Raw genomic sequence first — 13,627 nt, 5'->3', positions numbered from 1 at the left:
CTCATTCTCCGCCTTCCCCGCCTAGTCCCATCCACACAGCTTTAATCTGCGCGATACCCTGCACCGCGACTTGTTCACCGCTCTTTAGTGCGCCCTCCACTCGTGCTGTATCGCCGCTTTGTCCCAGCAGTTTGACCGGTACCGGGGTGAAGCCCCGGATACGCCGCACGAACACAAAGGATTTACCCTGCTGCAGTGCTACCGCTGCTGCCGGAACTTGCCAGCCGCTCGCTGTGGCCTGCGCAACGCGCGCCTCTACCATCTGGCCCGCCATCAGTCCATTTAGATCACCGCGCACTTCGGCGCGCACGCTCACGGTCTGGCTCATGGACGCAGCGCGTGCCACCGACAGCACTCGGCCCCTGACATTTCTGCCGCTGAGCGTGACCACCTCACCTGGCTGAATGGCGGCGGCATCCTTGGCGGGGACGCTGATCTCCAGCCAGAGCGGGTCGAGTTTCGCCACCTTGAACAGCGCTGTGGCGGAGTCGACACGCTGACCAGGGGTAGCGGTCACCTCCAGAACCACACCGGAAATCGGCGCCGGCAAAGTTATTTCAGCAGATATTGCGCGTCCGGCTTCCATCTGCCGAACCAAACTGTCCGGCACACCCAGCATACGCAGGGACTGACGCTGTTCGACCAACATGGCGTTGGCGCCCAGATAAGCCGCACGGGTCGCCTGATGGCGCGCAGCAGAAATAATGCCGTCGGCCAGCAACTGGTCGTCGCGATTCATATTTTGCCGGGCCAGCTGTGCCTGGACGGCAGCCCGCACCAGATTGCGCTGCGCTTCGGCAAGACCGGGGCTGGCGAGTCGTACCAGAGGCTGACCGGCCTTGACGGTGTCGTTGCTGGCAACCAGTACGCTGCTGACCAGTCCCATCATGGGCGCGGCCACCACCCGCATCTGTCCGGCAGGTACGCTTACCGTGGCCGGATAAGGTACGCCCCGTGTGTTGGCTGCGATGCTGACAGGCACTGTTTTGATACCCAGGGTTTGTAGTTGCACCGCACTCATAACGATATCGTTCGTAGCGTGCGCCGTCAGCGCGGACGCCAGGCACAGGGTGGCCGCCCAATATTGGAGTTTCATGTTTTATCCTTGGATGAGGCAATACGACACGCACAGGCGCGTCAAATCAATCGTGAATACAAGCATGCAGAGCGAAAACGCCCTGAATCAGGTCAGCGGGGATTTGCGCCGGGCGGCGCGTGGGCGGGAGGGAGAAAATAAAAACCGGAGGGTGGGGACGTACTTGCTGTCAGGAACGCAGGTAATGGAGGTGCGGTGGCCCGTGGCAAAGTGAGGACCGCTGCAACAGTCCCCAATATGGGTGCATTAACGACCCTCTCTTCCCGATCGTTCTTGCCAGTGCTCTCCATGCCAATGGCAGTCGAATCATCTACATGCAACTTGAGCTGATGTACACCTGCGTCAGGCTGACTATGCGGCAAGTCCAATTCCAGCCCATCGATGTGTATCTTGTGAGGCATGGAAAACTCGAGTACGTGGGCGTGCAGCAGCGGCGCAATGCCTTGCAGCAGCGCGAGCAGCAATACCAGTATGAAATTATTCCACGAACGAGACATGGTCTAAATGGTAAAACACCTGCTTGACAACCACAAGAAACAATTTACCCGCATTGGATTACAGCCAGAAGACGCGTCCTTCTTCAAGCACGCGGGGCTGATGGTCATTGCTGGCGTGCTGGGCGATTTCTTCCATGATGGTCTGTTCGCGCCCGGGTTTGAGATGGGTGATATAGACTTCCGCAGACCGCTTGAGTTGCGCCAGTTCAACTGCCAGCAACTTGGGGGAAAGATGTTTGGATGCCTCCGCAATGCCGTGCTCGTCCTGCGGAAAGGCTGTTTCGACAATCACAACACGCAGGTTTTCGATATGGTTGAGCCAATCCCATAGCGCCGGGTTGGGGCCCGTGTCACCGCTGAACACCAGGCTGGCCGCGCCGCTGTCGAGCTGGTAGCCGACCGCCGGAACGGTATGGCTGGCAGGCAGCGCGGTGATGCTGCGCTTGCCTAATCGAATTGGCTCATAGACTTCGATCGCCTGGTAGCGCAAGTAGGGCCGTTCCTCCGGCACCTCGGTGAAATCCGGCCAGATGCGCCAGTTGAAGATATCCTGGCGCAGGATTTCGATCACGCTATCAATGGCGTACACCGTCACCGGGCGGTCGCGCATCGCCCCCACCGAGTCGAGCATCAGCGGCAATGCCAGAATGTGGTCAAGATGAGTATGGGTGATGAATACATGATCAATCGCGGCGAGCTGTTCCAATGAAAGCTTAGTCGCGCCACTGCCGGCGTCGATCAGAATGTCGTCGTCCACCAGCAGCGCGGTGGTGTGCCTGCCGCCGCCGATGCCGCCGCTGCAACCGAGGATGGTGACTTTCAACGTATCCTGTCTTTCATTTCGATTCGTAGATCCACACGCCGTCCCAATCCGCGCCGGGCGGATTGTCGCGCAGGTGAGCGAGGCGTTCGAGATAAAGCGCGTAGAGCTTCGAAGGGTTCTCGCTGTGCAGCGCATTCAACAGGACCTCGGCCTCGTCCCAGCGCTGGGCGCGGTACGCGGCCAGCGCGCCGGCGAAGCGCTGTGCTGCGGCAAGCGTGGCGGCGTCCACCTCGCCTTGCAGCCCCAGCGGCTGGAAGATGGCGACGGGCTGCTCTTTACCTTTGACGCGTACCAAATCAAGCTCGATGAATACCATGTCCGGCAGCGCAGCGCGCGTACCCTCGCCCACCGCCACCGGCGCCGCATAAAACTTGGTGATGCCTTCCAGGCGCGAAGCGAGGTTTACCGCGTCGCCCATCACCGTGTAAGCCATGCGGAACCGGGAGCCCATGTTGCCCACGCTGACCCGGCCGGTATTGATACCGACGCCCACATGCAGCTCCGGCCAGCCCTTGGCGACGAAGGTTTTGTTAAGCCCGGTGAGCGCGACCTGCATTTCCATCCCGGCCAGCACCGCGTCACGAGCGTGGTTGGGATTGTCCATGGGCGCTCCCCAGAACGCCATGATACAGTCGCCCATGTATTTGTCGATGGTGCCCTGACGGTGGTGTATCACCTGGGTCATGGCGCTCAAAAATTCATTGAGCAGGTCGGATAGCTGCTGCGGGGTAAGGCTCTCGGAAAGGGTGGTGAAGCCGCGCACATCAGAGAACAGAATGGAAAGCTCCTTGCTCTCGGAACGCATGTTGAAGCGCGACGGATCCTGGCTCATCTCGTCCACCAGCTCGGGCGGCACGTATTGTCCGAACAGACCGGTGATCTGGCGCTTGGCGCGTGTTTCGGCAAAAAAGCCCCAGGCCATGTTGAGCAGCATCAGGCCCAGTATCAGCAGCAGCGGCGTGGCCAGCGGAAATACCAGCTTGTGCTGCCACGCCCAGTAATTGCCTGCCACCACAAGGGCAACCAGTGCCAGCGACAACGCCGCACCGCGCACCGGGGTCAGGCGCGGCAGTATCAGCGCCAGCAGCACGCCAAGTACGCCCAGCACCGCCAGGGTCAGGTCGTGCGCGTAGGCCGGGATATAGCGGATGGTGTCGTCGAGGATGCCGGAAATCAGGTTGGCGTGGATTTCCACGCCGGGGTAGCTGCGCGCCACCGGGGTAACACGCAGATCGAGCAGGCCGGGAGCGGTGGTGCCCACCAGCACGATGGCATTTTCCAGCTCGGCAGCCGGGATGCGCTGCGCCAGTATGTCGGCAGCGGAATAATAGCGGTAGCCAGGATAAGCGCGATACGGCACATACGCCGCAGCCTGGCTGTCCACGGGCACGCGCAGGCCGTCGGCGACCAGCTCCAGATGGGTGTAATGCGGGCCCGCGTCGGCTACGCGCCGATAGCCCAGCGCCGCGCCAAATGCAGTGCGCAGCGTGGCGAGCGACAGCGCTTCGTAATCCGCGCCCTGGTATTTCTGCAACAGGGACATGCGCCGGGTCACGCCGTCGAAATCCGCCAGCATGTTGAAAAACCCGCCGCTCGCTGCGTTTGCCTGCAAGGCTGGCAGGTTGGCGCCATAACCTCGATTGCTGATGAAGTCTGCGTCCTGCCCCGCCATCGCCCTAGACGCAAATACCGGTTCCGGCAGCACGCCCGAAGTCCCGGGATAAGGCGTGAAATAGTAGCCCAGCACCACCGGCCCCGTGCGCAGGGACTCGGCAAACTGGCCATCGAAATCCAGCAACGGCCGCGCACTCTTAAGGGCTGTTGCAAAATCCGGATTACCCTTGAGCCGGGTGGCGGCGAGTTTTTCCAGCACGGGCAGACCGGAACTGGTATCGGGCTCGGCAAACACCACGTCGAACCCCACCGCGGCAACGCTGTAGTGGTCAAACAGACGCTGCACCAGCTCAGCCAGCTTGTCGCGTCCCCATGGCCAGCGCCCGACCTCCTTCAGGCTCTTTTCGTCTATGTTCACAATCACCACACGCGGGTCAACCGTGTGCGGCATGGTGAGCAGGAGACGCGCGTCGTAGGCCCACGCTTCGAGGCGCTCCAGCAAACCGAGCCGCACGCTGCCCTGGCTGGCCAGCACCAGCAGCAGGGTAATCAGCAGGCTAACAATGGTGCGCGGTAACGTGCGCCTGAGCTTGGCGAGCTGCATCCCGGATGATTAACGAATCCGGTAGAACCGATCTTTGAGCTCCTTCCCCGGGGCGAGGCTGTCAAAGTGGGTGCCAATCGCCTCCCCCAGCATGGACAGGCGTTCCGCCGGCGCCGGATGTGTCTTGAACAACAGCGCGACGCGGCTGTCGTTCGGCGCAGTGTGACCGATTTCTTCGAGCACGGCGGGCAGGCCGTAGGGATCGTAACCAGCGCGTGCGGCAAGCACCACACCCATGCGATCAGCGGCAAACTCGGCATTCTTGTCGAGTCCGCGCGCCACGATTTCGGCACCGCTACCAATCAGTTTCTGTACCGCATCCTGGCCCTTTGCCTGTTTGCCAAGGTATTGCGCACCGAGGTTGAGCAGCCTGGTTTGTTGCAGGATTTTGAGATGATCCTTGTGCACCACATGGCTGATTTCATGCGCGAGCACACCGGCCAGTTCAGCCTCGCTATTGAGCTTCTGATACAAACCCCGGGTGACAAACACGTAGCCCCCGGGGGCGGCGAACGCATTGATGTCGGTAGTGTCAATCACGCCAAAATGCCAGGGCAGATCCGGACGATCGCTCTGCAACGCGACCCAGCGCCCCACCTGGTTGACATAGCGCTGCAGGCTGGCATCGGGCACAAGCGGCGCCGCACCCAGCAGATCACCGGCAATCTGGCGCCCGATGCGGATTTCGTCTTCGGTCGAGGTCTTGGCGAACGCACCCAGAACGGTGGCGGCCGGATTGTCCTGCGCGCCGTGGGCGTTGCCCGTTTCACTCGGGGCTGTTTGCTGGGGTTCAGCTTGCCTGGGCTCAATCTGTTTGAGCAGCTCATCTTTCAACATATCCTGCAGATTGAGCGCATACGCACCACTGCTTGCAAATACCGCGCCCAGCGCAATGATCAAAATGGATTTCTTCATTGCGGCACCTCCCAGGCATTGTTACGGTTTTCATCGCCAGATCCGGCCGGGTTGGGCAGATAGGCGACGTTTTGACGACTGAGTCGTGCTTTGCCGGCAAACTGGCGCGCCGCTCCCGCAGAAACCGAGTAGGACGCGAGATCCTGGATGCCAGGCTCGCTGTATCTTGCAGTCTTGAGGTCTTCTTCGTTGAGCCCGCGCACACCTGCCGTGGCCACAATATTACCGGGCCGACGCTGCCCCGCCTGCACCAGACCCGCCAGTTCAGCCGCCGTATTGCCGCCGCCACCGACGCTGCCGCGCACCGAGAACATGCGCACCCAGCCGCGCGTACGGCCACTTGTCACTTCCAGCCAGCCGCCCTGGCGTGCCACCACCGTTACCGGGGTGCCGCGCACCACCCTGCCAACCGACGCGCTGCGCGCTGCGGGTTTGGCATACAGGGTTTCGTCCTTGATCAGCACGCCACCCGATGCCGCGGCTGCCAGCGAGGTGCATAGCACACTCACCAGCAATAACCATTTTGCCCGTCTGATTTTCATCTTCATGATCTCCTTTTGGTAGACCATTCTAACCTCATACCAGTGTACTTGCGCATGGTAACCTTGCAACACATACTTGTCCTGCCCGATAAGCTTTTTTGACAATGAACATGCTGGTCACCTGGATCGAAACCATCGGCAATGCCGTGATTACACGCCTGCGCTCGGCCACTGCGCTGGCAAATTTTGGCTGGCGCTTGCTGGTAGTGGTGCTCAACCCGCGCACTTACGACAGCGCCACGCGCTGGATTATCACCAAGCAGATTTATTTTACGGCGGTGCAGGCGCTGCCCATATTTATTGCCTATTCGCTGGTCATCAGCGCGGTGATTATCCGGATCATGGTGACGGTGGCGCGCAATTTTGGTTTGTCGGAATACGTGCCGGGGCTGATTGTGGGTTTCCTGGTGATGGAGTTGCTGCCGTTTTTATCGGTGCTGTTTGTGGCCCTGCGCTCGGGGGCGGCGATCAACACCGAAATCGCGCTGATGCACGTCAACAACGAGCTGGCGGCATTCGAGCACGCGCGCATCGACCCCATCCGTTATGAATTCATGCCGCGCGTGGTGGGTGGGGTGCTCTCGGTACTCGCGCTGACAGGCCTGTCGGGACTGACGGCACTGGGGGTGGCGTTTTTCGTGATTTATGGCCTGCACCCGGTGAATTTCCCGGCTTACGCGCGCGCCATCGGCCAGCTTTTGGCGTTTCCGCTGATGTTTTGGCTGGTGCTCAAAACCACCCTGTTCGGGCTGTGCGTGACATTGATCCCGCTGAAAACCGGGCTGGAAATTCCCCGGCGGCTGTTCCTGGTGCCGGTGGCCGTACTCAAGGGCATGATGCGGGTGTTTTTTGCCATTGTTCTGATCGAGGTTGCATCATTAGCTTTCAAATACATATAGATTGGTGCGCAGATGAGGCCGCACGGCGTATTCGCCTGGCGGCGCTACTGGGTGATCAGGGCGACGCCTGCGCACTGGTGTCGCCGGAGCTGCCGTTGCGGGTGAACCTGACTGCGCTGGAAAACATTGCGCTGGTCGAACAGTTTCACCAGGCCATGTCATGGACCCAGGCCAGCGCGCGGGCACAGCGCCTGCTCGATAGCTGCGGGCATGGCGATATCGCCATGAAGCGCGATGAAGACCTCACGCCCACCCAGCGCTTTGCGGTGAAACTGGCGCGCGCAATTCAGCTACGGCGCCCGCTGCTGGTAATTGACCGCCCGGCACTGCTGCTTGCGGATGTACCCTACCCGGACGCGCTTGGCACCTTGCTGGCGCGCCTGGCGGACGTATACCCGGCGCACCGGATACTTGACTATACCTGGAATCAGGCCTTGTACGGAACCATGCCTCAAATGGAAACCCACCATGAATAAATCCATGCAATTCAAGGTCGGACTATTTGTCATCAGCGCTGTGTTGGTCACTACGACATTTTTCGTTTATCTGCTCTACGCACGCGGTTATTTCGAACGTACTTGGCATTACACCCTGGCCGCGTCCAGCGCCGAAGGTATCGGCGTGGGCACGCCGCTTACCTTTCGCGGCATTGCCATAGGCCAGGTGGCGAATGTCGCGCTCACCGATCAGGGCCTGGTCCATATCACAATCAGCGTGCCTGGCCGCGAGAGGCGCTGGTTGCGCCGCAACAGCCGGTTTGCCGTGGAAAGACCACTGGTTGGCGCAGCCAGGATACGCGTGGATTTAACCGACTTGAGTAGCCCGGCGTTGGCCAATGGCGCCGCAGTACCGCTGGATATGGGCAGTGCGGCGGTGGACGTGCCGGCACTGGCAGCCAAGGTCAATGGCATCCTCGATCAGCTGGCCGGGGTGAGCAAAAACGTGGCTTACATCACGCGCAAGAATGGCGAAATCGATGCCGCGCTGGTCAACGTCAAAACCGTTACCACCCGGATGTCCGGCAAATACGGTATGGCCCAGGGACTATTGGGTAGCGAGCGGAATGCACAGGTGCTGATGGATGCACTGAACAATGCGCGCAAGCTGACCGCCAACCTCGACGCCCTGTCGCAAAAAATGGATCACTGGGCATTTTCCCGGGGGGGTATGGCCGACAAGGCAGACCAGTCGCTGGCGCAAATTCAGGCCATGCTGGGCGACCTGCGCGTGAGCCTGAACAAACTGGACGCAATCCTGGCCAACGTCAACGGTCTGACCGCCAATCTCAAGGACGGCACCGATGACCTTGGACAACTGCGCGGGCAAGTGGACGAGGCGGTGAGCAAGGCCAATCAGCTCATCACCAAAATCAACCGCATCCTGCCCTCCTCCGAACCCGGCAAGGTCAAGCTGCCATGAAGATCATCTTCATCCTGATTTTGAGCCTGTTGCTCAGCGCCTGCGCAGGCCAGTCTGCACCCGACTGGCAGTACCAGGCGAAAGCTGCAGTCGAACGCTATACGCAACACTACCTCGCAGGCGATGTGAAGCTCGCCGCCACCAGCTTTGCCCGGGCGCGTGCCGCCGTGGCCGCAACCGGTGACGTGGCGGCGGTCGGGCATATCGAACTGGTGCGCTGCGGACTGCGCATCGCTGCACTCGATTTTGCGCCGTGCACCGGCTACAGCAAACTCGCTGCCCTCCGCACCACGCCTGCCGATAGCGCTTATGCACGTTTTATCAGCGGTGACTGGCAAGGCATGGAAACCAAACTGCTCCCTCTGCAATACGCCGGGCTGGTGGGGGCAGCCAGCCGGCCCCAGGCCGATATCAATCGCAGCATCGCGGCGATTGACGACCCGGTTTCACGCCTCATCGCCAGCGGGATCATGGTCAAGCGGGGCCAATTCGATGCCGCCACGTTGCAGGCCGCCGTGGATACCGCCTCAATGCAGGGCTGGCGGCGTCCGCTGCTGACCTATCTGGGCTTGCAGGAAAAGCAGGGAGGCGACGCCGCTACACTCGCCGCTATCCAGGCACGCATCCGTCTGGTGGAACAATCCATACAGCCGGCTGCCAAACCCGCAACTGTCACGGCGGAGTAAACACAACCGGCTATATTAAGGTAAACGGGTATCCCCCATTCTTTGGAGAATTCAGCAATGAGCCCACTGCGCAAACTCAACCAGCTAGGCCAGTCAATCTGGCTCGACAATCTTTCGCGTACCTTGCTGCGCGAAGGCGGGCTGCAACAACTCATCGAAAATGACGGCATTTCCGGGGTTACCTCCAACCCCAGCATTTTCCAGAAGGCACTCGCCGAAAGCCCTTACTACCACGACGATCTGGCACGTCTCAAAGCCAGTCAGGCGGATGCAGAAAAGCGCTACGAGGCACTGGTCATTCCCGACATCCAGGCAGCGTGCGATCTGTTGCTGCCCACCTATCAGCGCTGTCAAGGCGACGACGGTTATGTCAGTCTGGAAGTCTCACCGCATCTGGCGCACGACAGCGACGCCACGATTGCCGCTGCACAACGCCTGCGTGCCGCCGTGAACCGTCCCAACCTGCTGATCAAGATACCGGGTACGGCGGCGGGATTAGCCGCATTTGAACAACTCACTGCCGCGGGCGTCAGCATCAACATCACCCTGCTGTTTTCGCTCCGCCAGACAGTGCGTGTGTTCGAGGCCTACATTCGCGGACTCAAGCAGCGCCAGGCACAGGGCGGCGCTCTGCGCAGCGTCAAAGCCGTTGCCAGCCTGTTCCTGTCGCGGGTGGATACCCTGGTGGATCAACGCCTCGCCAGCATCGATACCGATGCTGCGCAAACGCTGACCGGGCGCGCGGCGCTGATTACCGCCAAACTCGCCTATCAGCGCTATCAGGATATTTTTCATGGCGTGATGTTTGCAGATCTGGCGCGCGCGGGCGCGCGCCCGCAATACCTGCTGTGGGCGAGCACCGGTACCAAAAATCCTGCCTATTCCGATGTGAAATATCTGGAGGCGCTGATCGGCACGGAAACCATCAACACCGTACCCGACGCCACTCTGGCGGCGTTTCGCGATCACGGCCATGCCGAACTGACATTGAATGACGCAATCGCCGCTGCCGAGGCCGATTATGTCGCGCTGGAAAATCTTGGCATCGATCTGAATGCCGTGGGTGACACCTTGCAGGCGGACGGGTTGAAGCTGTTTGCCGACTCCTATGACAAGGCACTTGCGTCCAGCTGATCGGGATAGCTCACGAATTCGCATGACTGATTCAAATTACTGGCAGCGCCTCTTTTGTTCGAGTCCGGTCAGCGCCAGGGGCGGCGTGTTGGCTACGCAAGCATAGCGCCTGAGGCACGCCAAATTGCCGCATTGATAGCCTGCGGACAGGCGCGAAGTCAAGTTTGACAGGCCCGATTGAAGCGGGTAAGTTTTTGCCTTCGGTGGCAGCTGGTAACAACAACCCCGAATCACCATTCCAATATTCATACATAAATTTAAGGAGACACACATGCATGCAGGATTGAAACAACTCGTTGCCCTGTCCGGTTTCGGTTTGGCCATGCTTGCTGGTCAGGTACACGCGGCAACGGTGATGATGTCGGCTGAATGGGCCGCCCAGGCCTGTGAAGCCTGGAACAAGGATGCCAACCTGACCAGCGGCCTGGCCGGCAAGTGGATTAAGAATGACCACGGTCACGGCTACAAGGTCATCCAGATGTACCGCACCGACTGCGAAAACAGCCCCCATGTGGAAATGCGCATTGCCGATAAAGGCGACAAGGCCATGTGCATTTACGGTGGCAAACTGGAAACTGCAAAACTCGACTCCAGCGTGGATTACCTCATGCATGCAACAACCGAACGCTGGAAAGAAATGGGTGCCGGTGAATACGGCCCGATGAAGGCCATGATGTTTGGCCGCCTCGAATTTTCTGGCCCCAAGCTGGAAGCCATGGGCGTGATGGGGCCGTTCGGCAGCTTCCTGATGCTGGTTGGAAAGGTACCCTCCGACACCGCCAGCTGCCCCAAATAAAACACTGCGTTAAAACACAAAGCCCTCGAATCCGGGGGCTTTTTTATTGACTGCGGGGGCATTGGAGTACTCAGTGCAGCCTTGGCGCGCCGGCATCTTCCGGCCTGCCGTTGGCAATTTCTTCTGCAGTCGCATCGCGTATATCCACGATATTGACAATGAAGCGCACGGTCTGTCCGGCCAGCGGGTGGTTTCCATCCACGGTGAGCTTGCCGTCTTCGATTTTGGTCACGCGAAATTCCTTGCTCTCGCCTGCGTCGTTTTCAAAGCTCACGGACGCGCCTACGTGGCGAAACTGGGGCGGCACATTGTCGATGCTGTCGGTAAAGGTGAGCTCAGGCTGATGTTGTCCAAAGCCGTCACCGGGCGTGAGAATCACCTCCACCCGCTCACCTTCCTCATGCCCCGCCAGCGTGGCCTCGATTTTCTCGAACAGGCCGCTATTGGCGCCGTGAACGTAGCCGATAGGCACATCGTACTGTTCGAATACCGCACCATTCTGGTCAATGATGCTGTAGGTGAGATACACCACCTTGTTGTTTGCCACGGTTTTTTTAAGCATTAACGGCTCCGGTTAGATAGCGATCAAGCAGGTGAGATTAGCAGGCTGAGCTCCAGCTGATTTTCGACTGTTGGCAGCTGCCAGTCCAGTTGCAGGGTCACTGCCTGCATGATTTTCTCAAATCCGGCTTCGGATTGCGATACCGTAAACAGGGGCTGCGCAGCAAACCTGGCTGGCGGGCTCACATCGAGCGACAAACTGCCGCCCAGCACAGCGTCTTCCACACTGATTTGATCCAGTACTTCCACTGTCAGCGGCTGGCCAAATCCCCCGGGAATCTCGCCCTGAAGCACGAAACGCCCCGCCGGACCATCGCAACTGGGCATGGCCAGATTGATTTCGGTGATGAACTGGCCGTGCAGTTTTTTAGGGAATTGGTAAGTCACCTTAAGCTGTCCGTCCAGCATGGCAATATGCTTGTGCAGTGCACCGGCACGGGTCTGGGCAACAAAACTCAGCTTGTCTTCGGTACTTGCCCGCAGCACATAATCCAGCGCGATTGCACCCTCATCGACATCATGCAGCGTGTCCCTGAATAGCGTGCGTCCCGCCGCATCGTAGGTCAGGTCGTCCTGCGTCACAATGTGTTTGAAACTGATGCGGTCGTGTGCTGAGTTGATGCCATCGCCGTGATGCGCTGCGCCGGGGTCATTGACCAGAGTTTTGTGGTGATAATGCTCCGGCTGGCGGCGCAGGGTATCGCCAAAGTTGTGCCGCAGGCGGTAGGCATCCAGTTCGATCACGCTGGCGCTGCCGTCCAGCCGCACCACCGCCTGCAGGGCACTGTTGTGAAGGAAAATCTCATCATTGCCGTCCATATCCGTGTCTGCGCGCAACACGGCCGGGCGCGGTATTGTGCTGTCCAGCAGTCCTTCTAGCTCGACGATGGCGTTGTACACGGCGCGGCGCAGATGCGGCAGGTACAGGCCGCCGAACAGACCGTGCCAGTAGGCATCGTTGGCCTGGGCTTCATGCAGCAGCACGCGCATGCGCTCGCTTGCCTGCTCCGCTGGCAGCGTCTGGAGACGTTGCGACAGGCTTAACATGCGCTTGTGCATCCAGTTGGATTCGGGGTACACGGAGAAAAAATTTTTCCAGATACCGCCGCGCAGAAAAGCTTTTTCGGATTCAAAACGTCCGCTCGCCTTGCTCGCAGCAATCAAGCCATCATAGCGCGCAGCGACATGCGCGGGCAGCGTCCATTCGTTCATTTCAATATAGGACGTGGTGGGTAAATATACGACGCCGTGAGTCTTGGCGCGCGCATGATGCGCGCTGAAGGTTTCGGTGCGGATGATCTGTGAGGCCAGCACGCCTTCGATGAACTGGGTGAGCCAGCCTTTTTCAAATACCCAGGCGTAGGTTTCCGGCCAGATACCGAATTTTTCAATGTCATCAAAATAAATCGCCGCTGCCTCGCCGGTTTTGGCCAGCGATTCGATATGGGCCACCGCCTCGTGCGCCGGAGCAAACGGCAGCCGATAACGCAAGGCCTCGGAAATGGGATAAAGATCCAGGCGACGGCCATCTTCCTCGGTAGTAAAAAAGCCGTTGAGTTTGTCCGCGTCCTGTCCGGCACACAGGAAGTGATAGTCGTCCACGGTGACATAGCCAATACCGGCATCAGCCAGCGCCGGCACCACGGTCGCTTCCCACACCCGCTCGGTGAGCCAGGCGCCTTGCGGGCGCTGGCCAAAGGCGGCATGGAGGCGCTCGGACAAGGCATTGAGCTGGCTCATGCGGTCGCGGTAGGGGATTGCTGCCAGTACCGGTTCGGTGTCGCCGGCGCCGACCATTTCCAATTGGCCGCGCGCTACCATTTGTTTGAGCAACGCCATGTCCTCCGGGTAAACGCGCAGCAGATAATCGAGCAGCCAGCCGGAAAAATGCGCGGCAAAACGGAACCGCGGATAACGGTACAGGGTGCGGATAAACGGCCCGTAACAGCGCCGCTGAGCGTCATCGAGCACTTCAGTAAAGTTGCCCACTGGCTGGTGGGCGTGGACGCCAAAAAGCAGGGAAATGGTAGGCTTCATTTAT

The 13,627-nt window shown here is 59.7% G+C and carries 14 protein-coding genes; 6 read left to right on the top strand and 8 right to left on the bottom strand.

What is annotated here, in order from left to right:
* Nucleotide 1 precedes the first annotated feature (1 nt).
* The 6 genes from GZH91_RS07625 to GZH91_RS07600 form a co-directional block, all read right to left on the bottom strand.
* Nucleotides 2-1,096: an efflux RND transporter periplasmic adaptor subunit gene (locus GZH91_RS07625; protein WP_147075012.1), complete on the bottom strand. Its 1,095-nt coding sequence runs from the start codon at nucleotides 1,094-1,096 to the stop codon at nucleotides 2-4.
* A 92-nt stretch (nucleotides 1,097-1,188) separates the two neighbouring features.
* Nucleotides 1,189-1,593: a hypothetical protein gene (locus GZH91_RS07620; protein ID WP_147075013.1), complete on the bottom strand. Its 405-nt coding sequence runs from the start codon at nucleotides 1,591-1,593 to the stop codon at nucleotides 1,189-1,191.
* Between the two features lie 58 nt (nucleotides 1,594-1,651).
* Complete coding sequence (locus GZH91_RS07615; RefSeq protein ID WP_147075014.1) at nucleotides 1,652-2,416, bottom strand: 3',5'-cyclic-nucleotide phosphodiesterase; 765 nt, start codon at nucleotides 2,414-2,416, stop codon at nucleotides 1,652-1,654.
* A gap of 13 nt (nucleotides 2,417-2,429) precedes the next feature.
* A complete protein-coding gene (locus tag GZH91_RS07610) occupies nucleotides 2,430-4,634 on the bottom strand; it encodes a CHASE2 domain-containing protein (protein ID WP_147075015.1) in 2,205 nt (734 codons plus the stop codon).
* A gap of 9 nt (nucleotides 4,635-4,643) precedes the next feature.
* Nucleotides 4,644-5,549 (bottom strand): M48 family metalloprotease, encoded by a 906-nt coding sequence (locus tag GZH91_RS07605; protein ID WP_147075016.1) that lies wholly within the window; start codon nucleotides 5,547-5,549, stop codon nucleotides 4,644-4,646.
* Nucleotides 5,546-6,097, bottom strand: coding sequence for an SH3 domain-containing protein (locus tag GZH91_RS07600; RefSeq protein ID WP_161984212.1), 552 nt, complete (start codon nucleotides 6,095-6,097; stop codon nucleotides 5,546-5,548). The genes GZH91_RS07605 and GZH91_RS07600 overlap by 4 nt, the downstream gene beginning before the upstream one ends.
* Nucleotides 6,098-6,201: 104 nt before the next feature.
* Between GZH91_RS07600 and GZH91_RS07595 the strand changes: the two genes are divergently transcribed.
* The 6 genes from GZH91_RS07595 (at nucleotide 6,202) to GZH91_RS07570 (ending at nucleotide 11,025) form a co-directional block, all read left to right on the top strand.
* Complete coding sequence (locus tag GZH91_RS07595; protein ID WP_223264649.1) at nucleotides 6,202-6,990, top strand: MlaE family ABC transporter permease; 789 nt, start codon at nucleotides 6,202-6,204, stop codon at nucleotides 6,988-6,990.
* Between the two features lie 77 nt (nucleotides 6,991-7,067).
* Nucleotides 7,068-7,466: a P-loop NTPase family protein gene (locus GZH91_RS07590; RefSeq protein ID WP_223264650.1), complete on the top strand. Its 399-nt coding sequence runs from the start codon at nucleotides 7,068-7,070 to the stop codon at nucleotides 7,464-7,466.
* Nucleotides 7,459-8,409, top strand: coding sequence for an MlaD family protein (locus tag GZH91_RS07585; RefSeq protein ID WP_161984211.1), 951 nt, complete (start codon nucleotides 7,459-7,461; stop codon nucleotides 8,407-8,409). Before GZH91_RS07590 ends, GZH91_RS07585 begins: the two co-directional genes overlap by 8 nt.
* Nucleotides 8,406-9,095: a hypothetical protein gene (locus GZH91_RS07580; protein WP_147075020.1), complete on the top strand. Its 690-nt coding sequence runs from the start codon at nucleotides 8,406-8,408 to the stop codon at nucleotides 9,093-9,095. Before GZH91_RS07585 ends, GZH91_RS07580 begins: the two co-directional genes overlap by 4 nt.
* A gap of 57 nt (nucleotides 9,096-9,152) precedes the next feature.
* Nucleotides 9,153-10,229: a transaldolase gene (tal, locus tag GZH91_RS07575; RefSeq protein WP_147075021.1), complete on the top strand. Its 1,077-nt coding sequence runs from the start codon at nucleotides 9,153-9,155 to the stop codon at nucleotides 10,227-10,229.
* Between the two features lie 271 nt (nucleotides 10,230-10,500).
* Nucleotides 10,501-11,025, top strand: a complete 525-nt coding sequence (locus GZH91_RS07570; protein WP_147075022.1) for an SCP2 sterol-binding domain-containing protein — start codon at nucleotides 10,501-10,503, stop codon at nucleotides 11,023-11,025.
* Nucleotides 11,026-11,095: 70 nt separating this feature from the next.
* Here GZH91_RS07570 and GZH91_RS07565 read toward each other — a convergent pair whose 3' ends face one another.
* Nucleotides 11,096-11,587 carry an FKBP-type peptidyl-prolyl cis-trans isomerase gene (locus tag GZH91_RS07565; RefSeq protein ID WP_147075023.1) on the bottom strand — a complete coding sequence of 164 codons (492 nt, stop codon included), beginning with the start codon at nucleotides 11,585-11,587 and terminating at the stop codon, nucleotides 11,096-11,098.
* Nucleotides 11,588-11,610: 23 nt separating this feature from the next.
* The gene (locus GZH91_RS07560) at nucleotides 11,611-13,623 is read right to left on the bottom strand and encodes an alpha-amylase/4-alpha-glucanotransferase domain-containing protein (protein ID WP_147075024.1); all 2,013 of its coding nucleotides are present in this window, start codon (nucleotides 13,621-13,623) and stop codon (nucleotides 11,611-11,613) included.
* Between the last annotated feature and the right edge of the window lie 4 nt (nucleotides 13,624-13,627).

It is taken from the genome of Sulfuriferula plumbiphila, assembly GCF_009938015.1.
Lineage (GTDB): Bacteria > Pseudomonadota > Gammaproteobacteria > Burkholderiales > Sulfuriferulaceae > Sulfuriferula > Sulfuriferula plumbiphila.
The sequence above is the reverse complement of the archived record's forward strand: the minus strand, read 5'-3'. Positions and strand labels throughout refer to the sequence as shown.